At 46.4% G+C, this 22,775-nt stretch carries 21 protein-coding genes; 18 read left to right on the forward strand and 3 right to left on the reverse strand.

What is annotated here, in order from left to right; all coding sequences use genetic code 11:
• Positions 1–123: 123 nt before the first annotated feature.
• Positions 124–1,140 carry an AraC family transcriptional regulator gene (locus EKG39_RS18200; RefSeq protein ID WP_126507403.1) on the forward strand — a complete coding sequence of 339 codons (1,017 nt, stop codon included), beginning with the start codon at positions 124–126 and terminating at the stop codon, positions 1,138–1,140.
• Positions 1,141–1,216: 76 nt separating this feature from the next.
• Here the strand turns inward: EKG39_RS18200 and mtr are convergent, their stop codons facing one another.
• Together mtr and plsB are read right to left on the reverse strand one after the other, a co-directional pair.
• Positions 1,217–2,473 carry a tryptophan permease gene (gene mtr, locus EKG39_RS18205; RefSeq protein ID WP_126507404.1) on the reverse strand — a complete coding sequence of 419 codons (1,257 nt, stop codon included), beginning with the start codon at positions 2,471–2,473 and terminating at the stop codon, positions 1,217–1,219.
• Positions 2,473–4,896, reverse strand: coding sequence for a glycerol-3-phosphate 1-O-acyltransferase PlsB (gene plsB / locus EKG39_RS18210; protein WP_126507405.1), 2,424 nt, complete (start codon positions 4,894–4,896; stop codon positions 2,473–2,475). Before plsB ends, mtr begins: the two co-directional genes overlap by 1 nt.
• A gap of 150 nt (positions 4,897–5,046) precedes the next feature.
• Between plsB and lexA the strand changes: the two genes are divergently transcribed.
• The 6 genes from lexA to EKG39_RS18240 all read left to right on the forward strand — a co-directional run bounded on the left by lexA (position 5,047) and on the right by EKG39_RS18240 (position 11,226).
• A complete protein-coding gene (gene lexA, locus EKG39_RS18215) occupies positions 5,047–5,667 on the forward strand; it encodes a transcriptional repressor LexA (RefSeq protein WP_126507406.1) in 621 nt (206 codons plus the stop codon).
• Positions 5,664–6,176, forward strand: coding sequence for a cell division inhibitor SulA (locus EKG39_RS18220; protein ID WP_126507407.1), 513 nt, complete (start codon positions 5,664–5,666; stop codon positions 6,174–6,176). Before lexA ends, EKG39_RS18220 begins: the two co-directional genes overlap by 4 nt.
• Positions 6,177–6,593: 417 nt before the next feature.
• The gene (gene coxB / locus EKG39_RS18225) at positions 6,594–8,162 is read left to right on the forward strand and encodes a cytochrome c oxidase subunit II (RefSeq protein WP_126507408.1); all 1,569 of its coding nucleotides are present in this window, start codon (positions 6,594–6,596) and stop codon (positions 8,160–8,162) included.
• Positions 8,163–8,177: 15 nt separating this feature from the next.
• Positions 8,178–9,782 carry a cytochrome c oxidase subunit I gene (gene ctaD, locus EKG39_RS18230; protein WP_126507409.1) on the forward strand — a complete coding sequence of 535 codons (1,605 nt, stop codon included), beginning with the start codon at positions 8,178–8,180 and terminating at the stop codon, positions 9,780–9,782.
• Positions 9,783–9,784: 2 nt separating this feature from the next.
• On the forward strand, positions 9,785–10,354 hold the full coding sequence (locus tag EKG39_RS18235; RefSeq protein ID WP_126507410.1) for a cytochrome c oxidase assembly protein: 570 nt from the start codon (positions 9,785–9,787) through the stop codon (positions 10,352–10,354).
• Positions 10,351–11,226, forward strand: a complete 876-nt coding sequence (locus EKG39_RS18240) for a cytochrome c oxidase subunit 3 (protein WP_126507411.1) — start codon at positions 10,351–10,353, stop codon at positions 11,224–11,226. The genes EKG39_RS18235 and EKG39_RS18240 overlap by 4 nt, the downstream gene beginning before the upstream one ends.
• Positions 11,227–11,274: 48 nt before the next feature.
• Here the strand turns inward: EKG39_RS18240 and EKG39_RS18245 are convergent, their stop codons facing one another.
• Positions 11,275–11,493: a DUF2909 domain-containing protein gene (locus EKG39_RS18245; protein WP_126507412.1), complete on the reverse strand. Its 219-nt coding sequence runs from the start codon at positions 11,491–11,493 to the stop codon at positions 11,275–11,277.
• Here EKG39_RS18245 and EKG39_RS18250 point away from each other — a divergent pair.
• From EKG39_RS18250 to EKG39_RS18300, 11 genes are all read left to right on the forward strand, one after another.
• Positions 11,471–12,229, forward strand: a complete 759-nt coding sequence (locus EKG39_RS18250) for an SURF1 family protein (RefSeq protein ID WP_126507413.1) — start codon at positions 11,471–11,473, stop codon at positions 12,227–12,229. The two genes, EKG39_RS18245 and EKG39_RS18250, sit on opposite strands and share 23 nt — an antisense overlap.
• Before the next feature lie 201 nt (positions 12,230–12,430).
• Complete coding sequence (locus tag EKG39_RS18255) at positions 12,431–12,976, forward strand: hypothetical protein (RefSeq protein ID WP_126507414.1); 546 nt, start codon at positions 12,431–12,433, stop codon at positions 12,974–12,976.
• The gene (locus tag EKG39_RS18260) at positions 12,976–13,962 is read left to right on the forward strand and encodes a COX15/CtaA family protein (protein ID WP_126507415.1); all 987 of its coding nucleotides are present in this window, start codon (positions 12,976–12,978) and stop codon (positions 13,960–13,962) included. The genes EKG39_RS18255 and EKG39_RS18260 overlap by 1 nt, the downstream gene beginning before the upstream one ends.
• 77 nt (positions 13,963–14,039) lie before the next feature.
• Complete coding sequence (gene cyoE / locus EKG39_RS18265) at positions 14,040–14,954, forward strand: heme o synthase (RefSeq protein WP_126507416.1); 915 nt, start codon at positions 14,040–14,042, stop codon at positions 14,952–14,954.
• Positions 14,955–15,008: 54 nt separating this feature from the next.
• Positions 15,009–15,665: an SCO family protein gene (locus EKG39_RS18270; RefSeq protein WP_126507417.1), complete on the forward strand. Its 657-nt coding sequence runs from the start codon at positions 15,009–15,011 to the stop codon at positions 15,663–15,665.
• A gap of 178 nt (positions 15,666–15,843) precedes the next feature.
• A complete protein-coding gene (locus tag EKG39_RS18275; protein WP_126507418.1) occupies positions 15,844–16,140 on the forward strand; it encodes an STAS domain-containing protein in 297 nt (98 codons plus the stop codon).
• Entirely contained in the window at positions 16,137–16,499 is a 363-nt protein-coding gene (locus EKG39_RS18280) for a response regulator (RefSeq protein ID WP_012004326.1), read from the forward strand. The genes EKG39_RS18275 and EKG39_RS18280 overlap by 4 nt, the downstream gene beginning before the upstream one ends.
• Positions 16,500–16,544: 45 nt before the next feature.
• Entirely contained in the window at positions 16,545–18,611 is a 2,067-nt protein-coding gene (locus tag EKG39_RS18285) for a chemotaxis protein CheA (RefSeq protein WP_126507419.1), read from the forward strand.
• Between the two features lie 51 nt (positions 18,612–18,662).
• The gene (locus EKG39_RS18290) at positions 18,663–19,214 is read left to right on the forward strand and encodes a chemotaxis protein CheW (protein ID WP_126507420.1); all 552 of its coding nucleotides are present in this window, start codon (positions 18,663–18,665) and stop codon (positions 19,212–19,214) included.
• 23 nt (positions 19,215–19,237) lie between these two features.
• Positions 19,238–21,829 (forward strand): methyl-accepting chemotaxis protein, encoded by a 2,592-nt coding sequence (locus tag EKG39_RS18295; protein ID WP_126507421.1) that lies wholly within the window; start codon positions 19,238–19,240, stop codon positions 21,827–21,829.
• Positions 21,830–21,870: 41 nt separating this feature from the next.
• Positions 21,871–22,713 (forward strand): CheR family methyltransferase, encoded by an 843-nt coding sequence (locus tag EKG39_RS18300; RefSeq protein WP_126507422.1) that lies wholly within the window; start codon positions 21,871–21,873, stop codon positions 22,711–22,713.
• Positions 22,714–22,775 lie beyond the last annotated feature (62 nt).

Consider the following 22,775-nt stretch of genomic DNA (forward strand, 5'->3'; position numbering starts at 1 on the left):
TAAATTTAAACAAGAGGGTTAGTTTGACGTTTATCCGATAACGAACAAGACGTAAGGTCTATTTGTATCATTTTTGAATCATTAATGATTAAATTAGCCTTCAATAACTAAGCTGTTGCTGCTATGAAATTTAATACCTCCTTTATTCGCGTCTGTTATGTGAAACCCATTTTCGAGGGCGTCGAGCAAGTTTACGGCTTTAATCACCGGGCCCTTTCTATTCCAGATACCCTGATGAATGAGCCTATGGCCTTGATCCCATTTACTGAGGTTGGTAAGTGGCTATCTAAATTAGCTCTTCTTACCCAAGACCCCGCTTACATAGTTAAACTGCATCAACAGCTAAACTTCGCCAGGCTCGATATCAGCGGTATAGACCTGTTATCGACCCCGGATCTGGCCATGAGCATACGCCGTATCAACTATGGCATCGTCAGCCTACAATCCGGTGCCAGTTACTATGTCAGCATGTCCGGTAAGATAATGAAGTGGTGCTATAAAAATCCCTACGCCTTTAAGCAGGAGAAAAGCTACGATTCACTCAGGGTCGCCATCATGCTGCTCAATGCACTACGCCACTTTCTAGGTGACAAGTATCATCCGATTCAGGTACGTGTCAGTGGTTCGGCCGTCGCACAACAAGAGACTGAAAACCTGTTTAACTGCCCGGTGATCTGGAACGCTGCCCAAACGGAAATTTGGCTGGAGCTTGATGATATGCTGCAGCCTTTGATAGAGCCGCAGTTAGCAAACAGCCCGGTAACCATGACACGTTCACTATTTGAAAAGTACCTCAATATGCCGCAACCTCATGACACCCCGAAGGTACTTTTCGAAATGGTGAATTATGCAAGATTCTATGGTCTGCCCAAGATCGAAGATATTGCCCAACTCTTCAATATCTCTAAGCAACAGCTGCAGAGACGATTGCAGCAACAAGGCTTTACCTTTTCTGCCTTGTGTAGTTACATTTACAGCAATCAAGCCATCAAATATATGCTCGATGGTAAGAGTGTCGCGGAGATTAGTCCGCTGCTGGGATATGCGAACCAGCAAAGCTTCAGTCGAGCCTTTAAACGACTCAGAAAATGTACCCCCCAGCAGTATCTAGACCGTCTCAACCGAAACGAGCCTGATTAGTCCGGCTCTTCAACTAAATCAGAGGCAAAAAAAAGCCCTCGTCGAGGGCTTTTTTTTCGCTATTTAGTGTATCAGCTTAGCCATATACGGGCAGTAACTCTGCCATTGCAAGCAGATGACACGCCCCGGTGAGGACACCAAATAAAATGACGATGGCGATAACAAATGTCCCGCCCGGCACTTTAAAAGTCTCGCTGTTTGGATAAAGCTTTCTGGCTTTATAGGCCATCATAGCAGGCACAATGGCCGCCCAGATAGTCGCTGCCAGTGCCGCAAAACCTATTGCAATCAGGAAGCCATCAGGGAATAACAGACCAAGCACTGTCGGAGGCAGGAAGGTTACCGCTGCCGTTTTTAAACGACCGCTACGAGACTCGTCGAAACCAAATAGATCGGCCAGGTAATCGAATAATCCTAAGGTCACGCCTAAGAAAGAGGAAGCCACTGCCAGATTAGCAAACACCGTTAGCATGGTCGTTAACCAGCCACTGCTCATCACATCCGATAGGGCACCAACCAGTACCCCCATATTGCCGCCCTGGGCAATAATATCGACAAAATTACTGCGTGGGATGTTCCCCATGGTCGCCACTAACCAGCAAACATAGATAACGAAGGCTATCAGGGTCCCGGTAACAATCGCCTTAATAATGGTACTGGCGTCTTTGCCATAATATTTAACCAGGCTAGGCACATTACCATGATAACCGAAGCTCACTAATCCAAAGGGAATAGCCGCCAACATATAGGGCAGGTAACGGCTCTCACCATCCGGTGTGAACAGCTTCACCGTATCAATCTCTATCAGTAAATTACCAACGGCGAGAAAGAAAGTGATAATCATACCGCCAAGCATAATGGTTGTGATCCTATCCACGGCCTTAGTGCTGATAAAGACGATAAAGGCTAAACCCAGCGCAAATACCAAACCGGCAATGCTTTGTGGCAGTTCGATCCCCGCAGCCTCTAAACTGTGATTAACGATAGAGCCGCCACCACTAATATAAGCATAAGCCAGGATATAGAGTACGAATGCGATAGATAATCCATTCACGATCCGCCAGAAGTTACCTAAGGTTTCCCGTGTTAAAGTATCGAAGCTATCACCGGGTTCGAAGTGTAGGTTGGTTTCGAGTAACAACAGCCCCGACACCAACATGCAAAACCAGACACCTAACATCATCACAAGTGAATAGGAAAACCACATTCCGGCGCCCACAACAGGCAATGAGAACATTCCTGCTCCCACGGCGGTTCCTGCGATGATCATAGCTCCACCAAGCAAAGATTTACTCGCTGCTCCATCCTTAACAGCGTTCATATGGTTAGCCATTAATCTTTATGCTCCGCAGTCACACTATCGACAATCGTCTGCCTGACAGAAGAACGCAGCAAGCCATTCGCTCGCTCCCGTATTCTTTGGACATCGCCTTGATTGCCGTTATCAGACAGGTAACCCAGCTCCTTAAGCTTGACGCTAAGGGCACCATAAAGTTTCTTATCATAAAACTCAGGTGCTGTAATACCATGTAGCGCGCCTAGTCTCTGTGCTAGCTTATGGCTGTCACGCTCAAGTTCGGAACGCTCCATCTTGGGGCAAACCGCCAACAGGTTGAAGATAATTGCGTAACGCTGCAACGTTTCACCGACGGTACCGGCGAGCAGTAAGAGTTGATTCACTTCGGTCTCGACGATACTGAAACCATCGTCCTCAGTAATCAGCCCTTGAGCGATAAACAGATCCAGGATCTGACCGACAAGCTCACCTGTATCTTCTACTCCCATAAATAACTCTGCCTGAAGCAGAGGGTAGAAGTCGTTGATGATATCGATAATCTCGGCTCTTGAGATATGCTCATGCTGAGTCAGACAGCTGGCAACCAGAGAAGGGATCACCATCAGGTGGATAATGTTATTACGATAGTAGGTCATAGCAACGGCAATACTATCGTCGATCGAGATAATATCTCCTAGAGGATCACTATCAAGCTTGATCTTCTTAAGCTCTAATCCCTGTTGAACCAATGACTTACCATCACCTTCGACCACAGAGGTATAGGAGGTGTAAGGCAGATCCTTAAGCAGCTTCAGATAGAGATCCAGCTGTTTCTCCAACTGTGCTCTTTCGAGTGCATTTTGTTCCGAAGCCAGTAATACCAGACTGGTCAAGGTCACGGAGCTGACCGCTGCAGCATCATTAATATTGGTCATAACCTGATTTGCCAAGGTATTCACCATGGGCGTCAACCACTTAGGCTTCTGCTCAGGCTCGTTGGCAATCTCTTCTTTCCAATCGGGCTTCTGTTCATTTAGAAAAGTATGCAGCGTGATTGGCTTACCGAAATTCACATAGCCTTGGCCAAAGTTGCCTAACTTACGCAGGGCTCCAAAGACCTGCCAGACAGACTCTTTCTTTTTCTTCTTGCCACTGAGCTCCTTATGGTATGTCGCCACCTCCATCACATGATCATAACCGAGATAGACAGGAACAAGAGTCACAGGGCGCTTCATGCCTCGAAGAACGCTATTAAGCGTCATAGCCAGCATACCTGTCTTAGGCGCGAGTAATCTTCCGGTGCGCGAACGTCCCCCTTCGGTGAAGTACTCGACCGAATAGCCTTTGGTGAAAAGCTGATCTAAATATTCGCGGAAAACGGCGGTATAAAGTTTGTTCCCTCTGAAGCTGCGGCGAATAAAGAAGGCGCCACCTCTACGGAACATGGGGCCTGCAGGCCAGAAGTTCAGGTTAATTCCTGCTGCGATATGAGGAGGAACCATTCCCTGATAATAGAGAATATAGGAGAGCAGCAGATAGTCCATATGACTACGATGACATGGCACATAGATGATCTCGTGGCCATCATGATGCAGCTGTCGAACCTCTTCCGCACCTTTAATGTTGATGCCTTTATAGAGTTTATTCCACAACCAGGTCAGAAAGCGCTCGGCAATTCGAACCAGGCTATCGGAATAGTCTGCGGCGATCTCATCCAGATACTCCATCGCTTTCGCTCTGGCTTCAACTTCGGTGATCTTCTTACTCGTCGCTTCTTCCTGAATCGCCTTCTTCAGGGTCTCGGAATTAATGAGCGCATGGAACAGTGCCTGCCTCTTAGGCAGAACCGGTCCCGTCATCACCTTACGCTGTCGACTAAAATGAACTCTGGCCACTCGAGCCAGCTTCTGCGCAATACGCTTATCGGTGCCATGCTCATCGGCCATATAGCGCAATGAAACGGCATTCGAAAACTGCACAAAGTTATGTCGTCCCAAGAAGAGGATCATCAGACACTTTCTGAGCCAGGTGGGGTTTTCACGCTCGAGTACCGCAGCCTTCATGGTGTCGTCTTCTTTTCCCGGAGTTCTTCCCCAGTAGAGACTGACAGGCACAAGCTGAATATCGAGCTCAGGACGCTCTTTATGGATCTTCAGCAGACCCATAAAGCTATTCAGAAAGAAATGATTGCTCTCTCTCTTACCCATCAAGGGTTTAGCGCCTTCAAGACAAACCACTCTCGGCGTCGATTCGCCACCGACTTCGAGAGGCTCATAAGGACTTGGAAGACCTAGATCTGCGGTGATTTCACTTAAGGCTGCAATATCACTGAGAGACTCAGTTTTCATCACATAAGCGAGAGGTTTATCCGGATCTAAATTAAGATCTTTAAAGGGTTCATGGGGCACAACAATAGTGTGTACCAACTTGTTCTGTAACCAGCGTAATGATTTAAACCAAAGAGAGTCTTGTTTGGACATTTTTCTTATGCAATGTGAGCCATGTTAATAACTGCATAGAATACCAGAAAATGAACTGGGATACCCAAAACCTTAAAACTTGGTTAATACTTGCGCTGAAAGAAATACTGTATATACTAACAGTTACTGTATAGAAAGACAGGATTCACCATGAGACCATTAACACCAAGACAAGCCGAGATCCTTGAGCTGATTAAACGTAATATTGCAGATACAGGCATGCCGCCTACCCGTGCAGAGATTGCGAAACGTTTGGGATTCAAAAGTGCCAATGCTGCAGAAGAACACCTTAAGGCATTAGCTAAAAAAGGCTGTATTGAGATTATGCCAGGTACTTCTCGTGGTATTAGACTGACTCAAGCCAATGAAACCGAAGAGGAACTTGGCTTGCCTTTGATAGGTCAGGTTGCCGCAGGTGAACCAATACTGGCTCAAGAACATGTCGAACAACATTATCAGGTAGACCCTACAATGTTTCGCCCAAGTGCCGACTTTCTACTGAGAGTACGTGGGGACAGCATGAAGAATATTGGTATTCTGGAGGGGGACCTTCTTGCCGTTCATAAAGCCGAACAGGCTCGCAATGGTCAGGTTGTTGTCGCCCGTGTAGAAGATGATGTCACGGTAAAACGTTTTGAAAAAAAAGGTAGCATCGTCTACCTACATGCCGAAAATGAAGACTACTCTCCAATTGTCGTCGATCTTACCAGTGAGAGTTTAAGCATCGAAGGCTTAGCTGTCGGAGTCATCAGAAACGGAGACTGGCAATGAACTCATTAATTGGCAATAGTCCACGTCACCCTGGTTTATGGGTAAATCTTGAAGATCCATTATCGAATGAACTGCAAGGCTGTACAGTCTCTTCAGTAACGACTCATACCCAAGGGCGTGATGAATTACAGATGCTGAGTGGCCAACTGGCTTCATTGAGTCATCAAGGTCAGTGGATTGTGCTGATTAGTCCTCCAAACATAGGTTACAAACAGATGTTAACCGATGCCGGAGTGAGAATGGATAGAGTCCTGCTCGTTCACGCCAAAGATGAAGTTGAAACCCTGTGGGCGATGGAAAAAGCACTCACAAGTGGTACATCCAGTGCGGTTATCAGTTGGACCCAATCCCTAGATGCAAGAGATAATCGTCGCCTACAGATCGTCGCAAAAAGTGCTCGCGCCGTCGGTATTGTGATTGAAGATGCGAATAGCCACTTACATGGAAAAGCCCATATGAACGGCGTCGAGGCATTTAATCAACCCAGTTTATTTGGTTCATTACATTAGCCTAAATTATTCATTGCTTTATATTACGGCCCCCTCGTTAGGGGCTTTTTTGTGCCTGAACATAAAAAATGTTTAATTATTGATCTTGATCAATATTTGTCCAGCAAGTAAGTTTAAGTCAGTAACAACGATAATTTGTTATATCCGAACGATTTACTCACCTATAAAGTACATCAACTCTCTTACACAAGAGTGCATTGATCTACCGGGTCGAAATCGGGGATATATTCAGCCGTAAGTGCAGATGTGGTTCAACCTAGCAGCCAGAAATAAGACTGCTTACTTTGCAGGTAAAGAGTAAAAGCCGCCAACGCACTTTGAAGTCATCGTTGCTTTTTTGGGAACTGAAGAGTTTGCATAGAGCAGAGACTTACTGTGTGACTCTTCTTTGTCTTTCTATGACAGAGGAGAAGTCTAGTGAAGCAAAAGTTGTATGGTTTGCCGGCGTTATTATTTTCGCCTTCTATCTTAGCTGCGGATATGCCCCTGAACATGACTCAAGGGGTAACAGAGATTAGTGGGCGGGTGTACAACCTGCACATGATCATTCTGTACATCTGTTGCGCTATCGGTATTCTGGTATTTGGCGTGATGATCTACTCGATGATCAACCACCGAAAATCCAGAGGTGCGGTAGCAGCCAACTTCCACGAAAGTACTAAAGTCGAGCTCGCCTGGACTCTCGTTCCTTTCATCATTCTTATTCTTATGGCTATTCCTGCGACCAAGACCTTAATCGCAATGGAAGACCCTTCAGATGCCGATCTGACAATCAAAATCACCGGTTCTCAGTGGAAGTGGCATTACAGCTATTTCGATCACGATCTCGAATTTTACAGCTTGCTCTCAACCCCAAGAGAACAGATAGACGGAACTGAAGCAAAAGGTGAGAACTACCTCCTCGAAGTCGACAAACCTTTAGTCCTCCCGGTAAACAAGAAAGTCAGATTTTTAATGACTTCAGACGATGTTATCCACTCCTGGTGGGTGCCAGCGTTTGCAGTGAAAAAAGATGCCAACCCAGGTTTCATTAATGAAGCCTGGACACGGATTGATAAGCCCGGTGTTTACCGCGGTCAATGTGCTGAACTTTGCGGCAAAGACCATGGCTTTATGCCAATCGTTGTCGAAGCTCTTTCAGAAGTAGACTTTGAGAAGTGGCTGATTGCTCAAAAGCAGCAAGCGAACAATGCAGAAGCTGAAGCGAAAGCCGCACTTTCGAAAACTCTGAGCATGGAAGAACTCATGGCTCAAGGCGAGCAAATCTATATGGCTCAATGTGCCGCTTGCCATCAACCTAATGGCGCTGGTCTACCCGGTGTATTCCCTTCTCTTATTGGTAGCCCCATAACCATAGGCCCTGTCGCAGATCATGTAGATATCGTCGTCAATGGTAAACCAGGAACGGCTATGCAAGCTTTTGCTAAGCAACTTAATGCTACAGAAATTGCTGCGGTAGTGACTTTTGAGCGTAATGCTTGGGGCAATGACTCAGGGGATACTGTTCAAGCAGCTGATGTCGGCTCAGGTGGTTCGAGTTCTGCAGCCTCCAACGATTCAGGCACCGCAACCCCTGCCACTTTACCAGCGAACCTGCCCGAGACTGAGCAAGTTAAAACGGCTGTGGCTGAAACGGTAAACGAAGTTGTTGAGGAAGTTGAAGCGGTGGTTTTAGATGACTTAACGATGGACGAACTTATGGTCGTGGGTGAGAAGGTCTACATGACTCATTGTGTTGCCTGTCATCAGGCTGCAGGTACCGGATTACCAGGCGCTTTCCCTTCATTAGTCGGCAGCCCGGTGATCACAGGCCCAATAAGCGGTCACCTCGATGTTGTCATCAATGGTAAATCGGGGACTGCCATGCAGTCATTTAGCTCACTACTCACGCCACAAGAGCTAGCTGCTGTGGTGACTTATGAGCGCAATGCATGGGGTAATAACTCCGGTGATACCGTTCAAGCTTCTGACGTTGTTGGTCACTGAAAGTAAGGGATTAAAATGAGCACAATTACACAAGATTCACCAGCAGCTCAGGACGATCACCATGATGACCATCATCATGGGGCGCCAAAAGGCATCATGCGCTGGCTCTTAACCACCAATCATAAAGATATAGGCACACTCTACCTCTGGTTCAGCTTTATTATGTTCCTGACGGGGGGGGCCATGGCGATGGTGATCCGCGCCGAACTATTTCAGCCTGGATTGCAATTAGTTGAGCCCAACTTTTTTAATCAGATGACCACAGTCCACGGACTTGTAATGGTATTCGGAGCTGTGATGCCTGCCTTCACTGGGCTGGCAAACTGGTTAATCCCTATGATGATTGGGGCTCCGGATATGGCGCTACCAAGAATGAATAACTGGAGTTTCTGGATTTTACCCTTTGCCTTCGCCATCCTACTCAGCTCCCTGTTTATGGAAGGAGGCGGTCCTAACTTCGGCTGGACATTCTACGCTCCACTATCGACAACCTACAGCCCGGATAGTACGGCCCTGTTCGTTTTCTCGGTCCATATCATGGGAATGAGCTCCATCATGGGCGCGATTAATGTGGTGGTGACTATCGTTAATATGCGCGCTCCCGGCATGACATGGATGAAGCTGCCTCTATTTGTCTGGACCTGGCTAATCACTGCATTCTTATTGATTGCAGTAATGCCTGTATTAGCCGGCACCGTGACCATGGTGCTCACCGATAAATACTTTGGCACCAGCTTTTTTGATGCGGCCGGAGGTGGGGATCCTGTGATGTTCCAGCATATCTTCTGGTTCTTCGGTCACCCCGAAGTCTACATCATGATCTTACCCTCATTCGGTATCATCTCTGCCATCGTTCCCGCTTTTAGCCGTAAACGGCTCTTCGGTTACTCCTCTATGGTGTACGCCACGGCGAGTATCGCCATCCTCTCCTTCCTGGTATGGGCGCACCATATGTTCACCACTGGCATGCCGGTATTTGCCGAACTGTTTTTCATGTATTGCACCATGCTAATCGCCGTTCCAACAGGCGTTAAGGTATTCAATTGGGTCGCTACCATGTGGCGCGGTTCTATCAGCTTCGAAACCCCTATGTTATTCGCGGTAGCCTTTATCATACTGTTCACCATAGGAGGATTTTCCGGCTTAATGCTGGCCATAACACCGGTGGATTTCCAATACCATGACACTTACTTTGTGGTCGCTCACTTCCACTACGTACTCGTCACCGGGGCAATATTTTCTATTATGGCGGGCGCCTATTATTGGTTACCTAAGTGGACCGGGAATATGTACGACGAGAAGCTAGGGAGGATCCACTTCTGGTGTTCTGTTATCTCGGTTAATGTGTTGTTCTTCCCCATGCATTTCTTAGGATTAGCGGGCATGCCCAGACGAATTCCGGATTATGCCGTTCAATTTGCGGACGTAAATCAGATAGTTTCTATCGGTGGATTCGCATTCGGCCTTTCACAGCTGATCTTCCTCGCCGTTGTGATTAAGTGTATTCGCGGAGGTGAAAAGGCGTCGGCCAAACCCTGGGATGGATCCGAAGGTTTGGAGTGGACACTCCCCAGCCCGGCCCCCTATCACTCTTTCTCTACACCGCCGGAGATTAAGTAAACATGGCTAAGAATCAAGCGAACGCTAATCGAAAGCTTATCAGCTGGCTCATTGCAGCAGCTGTAGGCATGTTCGGCTTTGGCTTCGCTCTGGTTCCCTTGTATGACGTTCTCTGTGAACAGCTGGGGATAAATGGCAAAACCCAGAGCACGGCCAGCAGTTATGAGCCTGTCACTATTGATAAAAACCGCACCATAACCGTTGAATTTATGGCACAGATACAAAGTGATCTGCCTTGGGAATTCAAACCTGAGGTGAAACGCCTGCGAGTTCACCCCGGAGAGTTAGTTCGCACTAACTTTAATGCCAAAAACCTCTCCATGAATGAGCTTGTAGGACAAGCAATCCCCTCTGTATCCCCCGGACAGGGAGCCGCCTACTTCAATAAAACAGAGTGCTTCTGCTTTAATCAACAGAGATTAACCGCAAAAGCCAGTGCAGAGTTACCACTGATATTTTACGTGGATCCGGATCTTCCTGATTCCATAACGACACTGACTCTCTCTTATACCCTCTACAACATCACCGACCGCGAATATGTCAGCGTTGTAGAGCAAGGAGCAGCAAAATGACAAGTAAGCACGAACACTATTATGTTCCCGCACAGAGTGCATGGCCAATTATCGGTGCCTTAGGGTTATTCCTTATCGCCTTTGGTGCAGGAAGTTACGTACAACAACTTAAAACCGATGGCGGCAGCGGTGGATTTATCTTGCTCGCGGGCATCGCCATCATCATATTTATGATTTTTGGCTGGTTCAGAACCGTTATAGCCGAATCCATGAGTGGCCTCTACTCCAAGCAGATGGATCGCTCATTCAGGCAGGGAATGAGCTGGTTTATCTTCTCTGAAGTCATGTTTTTCGCCGCCTTCTTTGGCGCACTACTCTATGCGCGAATGATTGCAGTCCCCTGGTTGGGCGGTGATTCGAATAACGCCATGACCAATGAGGTTCTCTGGCCTGGCTTTGAAGCGGTTTGGCCCCTGGTGATGACACCCGATGGAACCCGAACTGAAGCGATGGGCTGGACCGGACTGCCGCTATACAACACCATTATCCTGCTCACCTCGTCGGTTACCCTCCACTTTGCCCACGTCAGTCTGGAGAAAGAAAAACGTTCTGCCATCGCTATCTGGCTGGGAATAACAATATTGCTCGGTATGGGTTTTCTGGTATTACAAGCCGAAGAATATATCCACGCTTATCAGGAGATGGGACTGACACTGTCTTCCGGCGTCTATGGGAATACGTTTTTCTTGCTTACCGGCTTTCATGGCATGCATGTCACCCTAGGTACAGTGTTTCTTATGGTGCTATTTCTTAGAGTGCTAAAGGGACACTTTACCCCAGAGAAGCACTTCGCATTTCAGGCCGGAAGTTGGTACTGGCACTTTGTGGATGTTGTCTGGTTGTGCCTGTTTATTTTCGTCTACGTCCTGTAATGAGTGACACATGACATTGCACTCAGTCAGCGGATATGAATGCATTAATTAATAGGGTCTGGGGTTAGGGGTTATCACCCCGGATCCCAGCGCTATGAGTATTAATACGACCACCAGCAGGGAGAAGATAACCCTACGCCCCAGAAAGTGACTCATCGGCGTTTCAGAGTCCCCCTTAACTAACAAAAATAGGGCCTTGGCTAAATTAAAAACAATGAATAGCAGTAACAGAACTAAGACTAATTTGAAAACAAATAATGTATTCACTCGTTATCCTCAACTGTATCTGGTGGGTTCAAGAGCTTCGCTTATTATTATCACTTTGAGTCTGTTTCTCTTTTTGGTCAAGTTAGGATTCTGGCAGCTGTCCCGCGCCGAAGAAAAAGAGTTATGGCAGACCCAATTAACGACACGTCAAGCTGCCGAATCACTCTCTTATGCAGAGCTACTATCGCTACCTGAAACAGAGTCACTAACGGGATACCGACTAACAGTATTGGCACAGCCGCTCGCTGAGCAGGTTTTTCTACTCGATAATCAGGTATTTAATGGCAAGGTTGGTTATTTAGCACTGCAACTTATGGAGGTTACTCCCGATCGACCTTGGTTGCTGGTTGAGTTAGGTTTTATACCCGCAACCGCAAACAGGGCAAGCTTACCCGCAATAAAGCCAATAACAAAGAGTCAGAGCCTTACCGGGCGGCTATATCAGAAACAGAGTAACCCGATGAGCAGCGCACTCATGGCCGAACCGGGTTGGCCAAAACGCATTCAGAATCTTAATGTCGGCGAAATGAGTGATTTGGTCAATCGTCCCATAGCCGTTGCTGTACTTCAGCCCGAAAAAATTAAGGGCATTGACTTGCCTCATCCCTGGAAACCGATCCCGCTGTCGGCTCAAAAACACAGGGGCTATGCGCTACAGTGGTTTTCGATGGCTTTCGCATTCGCAATATTAGTCCTATTCTTTATTTACAGCAGAAAACGAAGAAAGAACAAATAGATGGCGACAAAAAACAACACGTTTAATTCGAATGATTATCAATCAATTGATGGTTGCCAATGGAAACGAGAACAAGTAGGTTAGGATTTAAGCGATAAAAATAACAATGTCGTTTCCTAGCCGTCTCGGGAAACAATTAGCATTCCTTATTATGGGCCCGATTACGGGGGCTTGATATGGGGTCTAACCAGAGGAGAGAGTATGAACTCCCCCAAGAAGAGCGGTGCCAAACCACTGATAATTTTATTGTTAGTATTTTTACTTCCTGTTGTCGCCGCAAAAATTGTACTTAGCATGAACCTCTATCATGGTGGTGCGACCAATAAAGGTGAGCTGCTCTCCCCCGAAACCAGTTATGCCAGCTTGGCAATGAAAAATCCCAGACCCCGTGAATGGCAGATTCTTTATCTGCTCCCCAGCGATTGCGACGCCTTATGCCTGGATCGTCTCTATATCCTCAAGCAGAGCCATGTTGCACTGGGCAGAGAACAAAACAGGGTTCACACCATGATTTTACTCACCGAAAGCAGCGATATCTCGGCACTAAAACTTCACTCTTTCGAAACAGTTAAAGCCAGCACCGCAATGATAAACATACTCAACGACCAGCAAATGGTCATTGTTGACCCTCTGGGAAGTTTAGTCATGCGTTACTCGAAGGTCTCAGGTCGAGCCAAACAGATCCTGCAAGGTAAATCCTTAGTCTCTGACTTAAGAAAAATGCTTAAGTTATCGAGGGTCGGGTAATGAAAAATCTGTCCTATTTTTTAAAGATCACCATAGTGTTTACCCTCTGCGTTATTCTGATGGGAGCCTATACAAGGCTTTCCGATGCGGGTTTGGGTTGTCCGGACTGGCCAGGCTGTTACGGCATGATAAAAGTGCCGAGCCAGGATCACGAGTTGGCTCGGGCATTAGATTCATTTCCGGAGCATAAAGTTGAACAGGAAAAAGCTTGGCTCGAGATGATCCACAGATATATCGCCGGCACACTCGGGTTGTTAGTGCTCATGATCTTGGTGATCTGTCTTAAAAACAGAGAAACACCCAAGAAACTGCCAACATTCATAGCCCTGCTTATCTTGTTTCAGGCAGCTTTGGGGATGTGGACCGTCACGATGAAGTTAATGCCCGTGATTGTCATGTCTCACCTTATCGGCGGCTTCACCTTAATATCGCTCTTGCTCCTGCTCTATTTAAGAACAAAACCCTTAAGGATCCCGGGGGGAGATCATGGTGCAAGAAAGTTGGCTCCCCTTGCGGCTGCAGCATTAAGCGTACTGACACTGCAGATAATTCTCGGTGGCTGGACCTCATCTAACTATGCCGCACTGGCTTGCACCTCCTTACCTATCTGCGAGGGAGACTGGTATAACAAATTACGTTTTATTCAGGCGTTCACTCCCTTCCAGGGAACCCATGACAGCTATGAATTTGGGGTACTGGATTACGCCTCCCGAATGACAATCCATGTCACTCATAGATTCGGCGCCGTAGTGACTGCTGGGGTACTGCTGTGGTTAGCCTATAAATTACATACACAGTCTCAATCATCACAGTTAAAACGCTCCGCCCAATTGTTATTTCTACTGGTCTGTCTGCAAGTCGGACTGGGGATAAGTAATGTTGTATTGCACCTGCCATTGGGGATCGCCGTTTCCCACAATGCAGGTGCCGTGTTCTTGCTCATGAATCTCGTTTTTATTAACTATTGCTTATGGCGCAAAGCCTGATTACCCCAAATCAGATAGGCACTCGAGCATGATCAAAGTAATCAATTTAAGGCTGACAGCCTAAGCAAGGAGTAAGCATGGCCAAACAACTTTCGATTCCATCTGCAACATCTGGCAGCAAGAGTCACTCCCTTGCATGGCGGCCATACTATGAAATGACAAAACCTAAGGTCGTGGCTCTTATGCTGCTTACTGTTTTAGTGGGCATGTGTCTCGCCGTCCCGGGCAGCGTACCTCTTCAACCATTAGTCATTGGCATGATGGGAATTGGAATGATGGCTGGAGCGGCCGCAGCATTTAATCATCTTATCGATCGCAAAATTGATGGATTAATGGCGCGCACTTATAACCGACCGCTTCCCAAGGGTCGGGTATCCATCCCTAAGGCTCTCACCTTTGCAATCACCTTGGCTATTCTGGGCTTTGTTTTACTCTATACGCTCGTCAATGAGCTTACCGCCTGGCTGACCTTTGCGAGTTTGATAGGATATGCCATCGTTTATACGGCCTATCTTAAGCGGGCGACTCCGCAAAACATTGTTGTGGGTGGTTTAGCAGGAGCAATGCCTCCGCTGCTGGGCTGGACATCTGTGACAGGGGAATTTCACGGCCATGCGATGTTACTGGTCATTATAATTTTTGCCTGGACACCTCCTCATTTCTGGGCCCTGGCGATCCATAGAAAGGCTGAGTACGCGAAAGTCGATATCCCTATGCTTCCGGTCACCCACGGAACTGAGTTTACCAAGACCTGTATCCTGCTCTACACAGTGCTCCTGGCTATTGCCTGCCTCCTACCCGTACTGGTCGGCATGTGTGGCCCCGTCTATTTAGTCGGTTCAACCCTGCTAAGTTGTGGCTTTATCTATAAGGCGTGGGAGCTAAAATATGATGATAAACCGGGTCTGGCAATGCAGGTCTTTCGCTTCTCGATTTATCACCTGATGTTACTCTTCCTCATTCTTTTAGTTGACCATTATCTATGGGTATAACTCAGAGGTTAGAGCACCTGTTAATCAAGCTAAAGCATTGGAAAATTGTAGACGATGAATAAACGTTTAACTCGGGTTGTTGCAGTGCTTCTGGCTGTTGTCATAGTGGGGCTGGGAAGCTTCACCGCGCTTCAATTTCAATCGATGATTGCAGAGGATAACCAGATAGAGTTATCCAATAGCTTTATCTACCCTACCCCCAAAAGACTGCCGCAATTTAAGCTGATGGAACAACATGGCACCCCCTTCACCAATGCCGATCTGAAGGGCAAGTGGAGCCTGTTTTTCATAGGCTATACCTCTTGTCCCGATGTTTGCCCGACCACTATGGCTAAACTCACAGCGGCTTACCCCGAACTGTTGGAGTCCGCCGATTTACAGGTGATCTTTCTCTCCGTCGATCCACAAAGAGACACACAGGAGAAGTTATTAAGCTATATGGATTTTTTTAATCCCAAATTCATCGCATTAACGGGAGACCACACACAACTCTTCCCCCTTACCCGTGGTTTAGGATTTGTATATGCCATGGTTGGAGATGGAGAAAACTATCAAATCGATCATAGTGCATCGATGGCACTTATCTCCCCCGAAGGAGAGAATATTGCCATCATTAAGCCGAAGTCTTTAACTCCCGGTACACTTCCTCAAATAACGTCACAAGCCCTCATCTCAGACATTCACCAAATCATACAAATAAAAAATGGGTGAAACATAATAAATACATGGAGATACCATATATTTGACTTTAACTTCATCTGCGACTAACGAGAAATATTTCCTAACACCAATGTTATAAAAAAACATTAACCAAAAGAGGAAATCCCCTTATTTGACGACTATCTTTTGATATTGCAGGGACGAGCAATGTTATTCAAAGGAAAATCAGATGACGGATCAAACCATTAAATTAGATTCAGAATTAACCATTAGAAATATTCAGCCCATATTTGCACGACTTTCTGAGCTATTAACACACGATAAATTACTCCATATAGACGTCAGTCAACTATCCCGTGTCGATACAGCTGGTGCTCAACTCCTTTATCTATTTTCCCAAACATGCAATGCACGCTCCCTGAAGGTTGAATGGCAAGGGGGTCAGCCGGAGCTAAGAACTAACTTAAAAAGCTTAGGTATCGTCATCCCGGAACTTCAAACTGATACACAGGAGATGATGCTATGAAGAGAATATTAGCAGTCGACGACTCAGCATCGATGCGCCAAATGGTGGGCTTTACACTTAAAACCGCAGGATTTGATGTCACTGAGGCGAGTAACGGCGACGAAGCATTAAAAGTCGCTCAGAAGGGAGAGTACGATCTGGTCATCTCAGATGTAAACATGCCCGTCATGGATGGACTCACCCTCATTCGGAACCTACGTACACTACCTGCCTATAAATTTACTCCGTTATTAATGCTGACCACAGAGTCAGGAACAGACAAGAAACAGGAAGGTCGTTCAGCCGGTGCCACTGGCTGGATTGTAAAACCCTTCAATCCGGATCAACTTTTAGCAACTGTCCGGAAAGTACTGGGTTAGTCAGAATAAAATTCGTCAAATGGATATAACGGGTGGCAATTAAATATGGAAATCGATCTCAGTCAGTTTAGCCAGGTTTTTTTCGAAGAAAGCCTGGAAGGCTTAGAAAGCATGGAGTCAGAGTTACTCAAGCTTGATGTCAATGAACCTGAAGATGAATCTATCAACACGATTTTCCGGGCTGCACACTCTATAAAGGGTGGCAGCGCCACATTCGGTTTCACCCAAGTCGCGAACTACACACATCTGCTCGAAACTCTGCTCGATGAGATAAGAGATGGTCGTCGCCAGATGACCGGTGAACACCAAGACATGCTTCTTCTCTCGGTGGATCTTCTGCGAAACATGATCGATGCCTTGATGCGTAAAACAGACTTCGACGATCCGCTATTATCTCAACTTGAAAAACGATTTACTGCGGAGCTGGAGGGAGACTCAAAAGACGTTTCAGGGGATGATGCAACACAAGCCGATACCAAGCAGACACCTGACGAGCAACTCTGGCATATAGATTTTCAGGCCGGAATAGATATTCTGCGATGCGGAAACGACCCCCTGCTCATGTTCACAGAACTAAGACAGCTGGGTGAACTCACCGTTAAGTTAGACGAGGCTAGTTACCCGGATTTTGTCGATATAGATCCCGAAGCCTGTTACCTCAGTTGGCACCTTGAACTCATCACGGAACAGAAAATTGAACGTCTGAAAGAGGTATTTGAATGGGTCGAAGATGAGTGCACCATTCACTACAGTTCATCGGCCATAGATACCGGGGAGACAAGAGAGCTTCAAGGCGATTCCGAGTCGGCTCAGACTTCTCCAGAGCCTGAATCAACTCAGGCATCAACTTCGACATCAGATAGCCTACCCGCTGAGGTGGTTAAGCCCAAAATCGTTTCACAAGCAAAATCTCCCGAGGGTGGCTCCATTCGAGTCAGCATAGAGAAAATTGATCTACTCATAAATATGGTCGGAGAGCTGGTCATTACTCAGGCGATGTTAGGTCAGATAGGACAGCAAGATGAGATCGACGAGGAATCATTACTCTCCATGAAGCAGGGATTAGAGCAACTAGCCTCACACACCCGGGATCTTCAAGAAAGCGTAATGCAGATCAGAATGTTACCTATCAGTTTTGCCTTCAATCGTTTTCCCAGACTGGTAAGAGACATTGGCCAGCAGTTAGGCAAAAAAGTCGATTTAATCCTTAAGGGAGAAGATACCGAGCTGGATAAAACGGTAATGGAAAAAATTGTCGACCCTATGGTGCATCTGGTTAGAAACTCACTGGATCATGGTCTGGAAACTCCAGAAATACGGGCCAGTAAAGGCAAACCTGAAACAGGCAGTATTACGCTCAACGCTTTCCATCAAGGTGGCAATATCATTATCGAAATAATCGATGATGGGGCGGGATTGGATACAGATAGGATACTTCAAAAAGCCAGAGATAAAGGCTTGGTCGCGGATGATGAAGAGCTTAGTACCGAAGCGATTCATCAACTTATTTTCAAGGCTGGATTCTCTACCGCAGATGCCGTCTCGGATCTATCCGGCAGAGGCGTTGGCATGGATGTGGTTCGCCGAAATATTAATGAACTCAACGGCACAATTGAACTTAAGTCGACTCAAGATAAAGGTAGCCGCTTCACCATACGACTTCCCCTTACTCTGGCCATTCTGGACGGGCAGCTGGTAAGAATAGGTCATCACACCTATGTAGTACCACTCGTCTCTATTCATGAGTCTTTACAGGTAGAACCACAGCGCATCAACCGTATCAGTGAGAATCACGAGCTGGTCAGGCTGAGAGATGAGTACCTTCCTGTGATCAAAGTATTTCAAGAGTTCGGTCATGAAGCCGATGCCGTTGAGATCAAAGATGGTCTGGTCATGGTCGTTGATTCCAATAATGAAAAAATTGGTTTGCTCGTGGATGAGTTGTTATCACAACAGCAGGTGGTTATCAAAAGTCTGGAAGATAACTATAACAAGGTCCCCGGAGTATCAGGAGCCACAATCCTGGGTGATGGAACCGTTGCTTTAATTATTGATATTTCAGGATTAGTTAGCCTTGCCGGCATCACTAATACCAATGAGCATGCAGCTTAAACACTGAAGAGATAAACCTCTCGGTAAACAAGGAAGACGGAGCTTGAAAATATGACAGAGCTAAGCCAACAAGAGCAGGCCAGTATGGATGATGCCAGTCAGCAATATTTAACTTTCATCATGGCTAGCGAAGAATATGGTGTCGATATTCTTTCTGTACAAGAGATTAGAGGCTGGGAAGCGACGACTGTCATTCCAAACTCCCCCAGTCATGTAAAGGGCGTTATTAACCTCAGGGGGACGATTGTTCCTATCATAGATCTGAGACAGAGGTTTGGCATTGAAACGCTCGAGTATGGAGCCACAACCGTAGTCATAGTCGTTAAGGTTGCCATGTCTGATGAGCACAAAGTCATAGGCATTGTCGTCGACGCTGTTTCCGATGTATTTAGTGTGAATGATGCCGATGTGCGTGATGCCCCCGATTTTGGTGACGACACTAACCTGGGCTTTATAAAAGGGCTCACCAATGCTGCAGATAAGATGGTTATCTTGCTGGATATTAATATGCTGCTCGGCAGCGAAATTTTGCCTGAAGCATCTCAACTTTCTAACTTAATTAACAATATTGATGCTCAGCAGCCACAAGCTGTTAATGCATAAACAGGTATAACGAGGATAAACGAATGGAAGCACAAAAATCCAACCTATCGAATGCAAACAGCTTACCCATTGCTGGTTTGGTTCTAATCCTTATTTCATTAGGATTATTATTTTCAGGTCAGGCGACGAGCTGGGTTGCCGCAACTCAAATCATTGCACTCATGCTCATTGCCTCAGGGCTTGTGAAACATAACCAGACTCAAAAATTGAGTGAACAGGCACTCTATGAGGTGGGCCAAGCTTTGGGAAGCAGTGAACAGACAAAGTTTTCAGATATTGATATTCCAAATTGGGAATTGCTCACCAATAAAATCGATAATTTGCATGAGAAACAACTGCAAAACGAAACGATTACCAAGGCATTAGACGTTTGTAAGACCAACGTCATGATGGCCGATGCCGATTACAACATCACCTATATGAATAACTCGGTCAACGAAATGCTCTTGGAAAATGAGAAGACTCTTAAAACGGGTTTACCTAACTTCGACGCCAAAAATCTTATCGGTAAAAACATCGATATTTTTCATAAAAACCCTTCTCATCAGAGAAGAATGCTCGACGGCTTAAACTCAAGCTACGAGGTTAGCATTGAAGTCGCAGGCCTTAATTTCAATTTAATCGCCAGCCCTATATTCTTAAATGGAGTACGAACCGGCACCGTCGTCGAATGGCAAGATGTCACGGCAAAATTAGCTAAAGAGGCAGAAGAGCAAAGGCAGGCCTCCGAAACGGGTCGCATTAAGCAAGCTTTAGATGTCTGTAAAGCCAACGTCATGATGGCCGATGTCGACTACAACATCATCTATCTCAATGACTCGGTCAACGAGATGTTGGGTGATAATGAAAAGACACTTCAACAGAGTCTGCCGAACTTCAATGTCAAAGAACTTATCGGCAATAACATAGACATCTTCCATAAGACCCCGTCGCACCAAAGAAAAGTTCTGGATAATTTAACCGGAAGCTATGAAACCAGCATAAAGGTCGCAGGCCTCGATTTCACCTTGATAGCAACCCCGGTTTTCAATAACGGAGAGCGAACAGGAACCGTAGTTGAATGGCAAGATGTTACCGCTAAATTAGCTAAAGAGGCTGAAGATCTAAGACTCGCTTCAGAAAATGCCCGTATCAAACAAGCACTCGATAATGTATCGGCAAATACCATGGTGGCAGATACCGATCTCAACATCATCTATATGAATAATGCCGTAGGAAACATGTTCAAAGCGGCACAATCCGACATAGTCAAAGACCTACCTAACTTCGATGCCAATAATCTTATCGGCGTAAATATCGACGGTTTCCATAAAAACCCCAGCCACCAGCGAAATTTATTAGGCAGCTTATCGACAACATATTCCAGCCAACTCAAGGTCGGCGGACGCACATTCAAAGTTGTGGCTAACCCCATCAAAGATGATAACGGAGAGAGCATAGGTACGGTTGTCGAGTGGACAGACCGCACCGCAGAGGTTGCTATAGAACAGGAGATAGACACCATCATCTCATCGGCTGCTGCAGGAGACTTGAGTCATAGAGTGTCGACGGAAGGAAAAGATGGTTTCTTCCTTAACCTATCCAATGGCCTCAACCGATTAGTCGGGATTGCAGATAATGTAATTTCAGATGTGGTCAATGTATTCGATGGACTAGCCAAAGGTGATCTAACCCGCCAGATAGATGGTGAATATGAGGGTCAATTTGAGAAGCTACAACAGGATGCAAACGCGACAGCCACACGTCTGACCGAGGTGATTGGTGGTATCAATGAGTCAGCCAACACTGTGACCTCCGGGGCCGAAGAGATTGCACAGGGCAACGCAGATCTTAGTCAGCGAACCGAAGAGCAAGCCGCCTCACTCGAGGAGACAGCTTCAAGCATGGAACAGATGACGGCAACCGTCACCCAAAGCGCTCAAAATGCAACGATAGCTAATGAGTTAGCTCAGGAAGCCAACTCAAAAGCCGATCATGGCGGTAAGGTGGTTGAGCAAGCCGTCACCGCAATGGAAGCAATCAATGATTCCAGCAAGCGTATATCAGACATCATAGGTGTTATCGATGAGATAGCCTTCCAGACCAACCTGCTGGCACTCAATGCGGCCGTCGAAGCGGCGCGAGCCGGTGAACAGGGGCGTGGTTTTGCCGTCGTCGCCGGTGAAGTCAGGAACCTGGCTCAACGCAGCGCCGGTGCGGCCAAAGAAATTAAGGAGCTGATACGTGACAGCGTAGGTAAGGTCACCGATGGCACTCAACTGGTTAACCAATCGGGTGACACACTTCAGGATATTGTTCAGGCCGTGACTAAAGTAGCCGACATGATTAGCCAGATAAGCATAGCGTCAGAACAGCAATCTTCAGGCATTCAGGAGGTGAATAAGGCTATTTCCCAAATGGACGAGATGACTCAGCAAAATGCGGCCTTGGTAGAAGAGGTATCTGCGGCAGGAGATGCCATGGCCGAACAGGCCCGCAACATGAAGAGTCAGCTGAGTTTCTTCCAGGCTAAGGAGCAAACCAGTTCAGGAATTGCATCGGCGCCATTAGCCCTCGTTTCGGGAGACACTCACGGAAACTTAAATATCAGCAGTGAAGAGTGGAACGAATTTTAGGAGACGAGGAATTGGAAATCATAGATGAAAAGGAGTTTTCTATGACACAGGCAGACTTTGATTTTATTCAAAGTCTTGCCTATGAAAAAACGGGAATAGTACTACCGGAAAGAAAGAAACACATGGTGTACTCGAGACTCAGTCGACGATTACGCCATCTGAATTTTGGTAATTTTTCCCAATACTGCTCCCATATTCAAAATACTCCGGATGAGATGATTAACTTTGTTAATGCACTCACAACCAATTTGACTGCATTTTTCAGAGAGGAGCACCATTTCCAATACCTGGAGAGCAAGGTGATCCCCGAATGGAAAAAGAATAAGAACAGGCGCCTCAGGGTTTGGTCATCGGCCTGCTCTACCGGCGAGGAGCCTTACAGTATTGCCATGATTTTGGAACAGCACTTTTCCGGGATAGAGTGGGATCTTAAAGTGTTGGCGACGGATCTCGACACCAATGTGCTCAGCAAGGCCTCTATTGGCAGTTATGCCAGTGACTCGGTGACAAACTTACCCGGGCGATATGCTGACAGATATGCATGTCAAACTGACAATGGCCAAAAAATTCAGATGCGATCCAGCATTCAGAAGATGATCCACTTTAAGCAACTAAATCTATTGGGAGAGTGGCCAATGAAGGGGCCATTTGACGTGATTTTTTGCAGAAATGTCCTCATCTATTTTGATAATGAGACTAAGAAAAAGATCATCGCCAGGTTCAGAAAGCTGCTTAGCCCCCAAGGTTACCTATTTATCGGACATTCGGAAACATTGACCCATATTTCTGAAGATTTTGATCTTATCGGACAAACGATTTATAGGCCGATAGGACATGGCGACAATAAGTTGCAACAGACGAAGCGATCCGTTGCTAACCTCTAGGAATAAACTAGCAGCTATTGTTGCGGCGCTACACCTTTACTCATTAGAATAGATTTCACCTC

It is taken from the genome of Shewanella atlantica, assembly GCF_003966265.1.
Taxonomy (GTDB): Bacteria; Pseudomonadota; Gammaproteobacteria; order Enterobacterales; family Shewanellaceae; genus Shewanella; species Shewanella atlantica.

What these genes read in the sequence shown, in the direction of transcription:
- EKG39_RS18220 (WP_126507407.1), top strand. Translation starts at nt 5,664, where the DNA reads ATGAACTCATTAATTGGCAATAGTCCACGTCACCCTGGTTTATGGGTA.
- EKG39_RS18200 (WP_126507403.1), top strand. Translation starts at nt 124, where the DNA reads ATGAAATTTAATACCTCCTTTATTCGCGTCTGTTATGTGAAACCCATT.
- EKG39_RS18260 (WP_126507415.1), top strand. Translation starts at nt 12,976, where the DNA reads ATGAAAAATCTGTCCTATTTTTTAAAGATCACCATAGTGTTTACCCTC.
- EKG39_RS18270 (WP_126507417.1), top strand. Translation starts at nt 15,009, where the DNA reads ATGAATAAACGTTTAACTCGGGTTGTTGCAGTGCTTCTGGCTGTTGTC.
- lexA (WP_126507406.1), top strand. Translation starts at nt 5,047, where the DNA reads ATGAGACCATTAACACCAAGACAAGCCGAGATCCTTGAGCTGATTAAA.
- ctaD (WP_126507409.1), top strand. Translation starts at nt 8,178, where the DNA reads ATGAGCACAATTACACAAGATTCACCAGCAGCTCAGGACGATCACCAT.
- EKG39_RS18255 (WP_126507414.1), top strand. Translation starts at nt 12,431, where the DNA reads ATGAACTCCCCCAAGAAGAGCGGTGCCAAACCACTGATAATTTTATTG.
- EKG39_RS18240 (WP_126507411.1), top strand. Translation starts at nt 10,351, where the DNA reads ATGACAAGTAAGCACGAACACTATTATGTTCCCGCACAGAGTGCATGG.
- EKG39_RS18285 (WP_126507419.1), top strand. Translation starts at nt 16,545, where the DNA reads ATGGAAATCGATCTCAGTCAGTTTAGCCAGGTTTTTTTCGAAGAAAGC.
- EKG39_RS18280 (WP_012004326.1), top strand. Translation starts at nt 16,137, where the DNA reads ATGAAGAGAATATTAGCAGTCGACGACTCAGCATCGATGCGCCAAATG.
- EKG39_RS18290 (WP_126507420.1), top strand. Translation starts at nt 18,663, where the DNA reads ATGACAGAGCTAAGCCAACAAGAGCAGGCCAGTATGGATGATGCCAGT.
- mtr (WP_126507404.1), bottom strand. Translation starts at nt 2,473, where the DNA reads ATGGCTAACCATATGAACGCTGTTAAGGATGGAGCAGCGAGTAAATCT.
- plsB (WP_126507405.1), bottom strand. Translation starts at nt 4,896, where the DNA reads ATGTCCAAACAAGACTCTCTTTGGTTTAAATCATTACGCTGGTTACAG.
- EKG39_RS18275 (WP_126507418.1), top strand. Translation starts at nt 15,844, where the DNA reads ATGACGGATCAAACCATTAAATTAGATTCAGAATTAACCATTAGAAAT.
- cyoE (WP_126507416.1), top strand. Translation starts at nt 14,040, where the DNA reads ATGGCCAAACAACTTTCGATTCCATCTGCAACATCTGGCAGCAAGAGT.
- EKG39_RS18235 (WP_126507410.1), top strand. Translation starts at nt 9,785, where the DNA reads ATGGCTAAGAATCAAGCGAACGCTAATCGAAAGCTTATCAGCTGGCTC.
- EKG39_RS18295 (WP_126507421.1), top strand. Translation starts at nt 19,238, where the DNA reads ATGGAAGCACAAAAATCCAACCTATCGAATGCAAACAGCTTACCCATT.
- EKG39_RS18300 (WP_126507422.1), top strand. Translation starts at nt 21,871, where the DNA reads ATGACACAGGCAGACTTTGATTTTATTCAAAGTCTTGCCTATGAAAAA.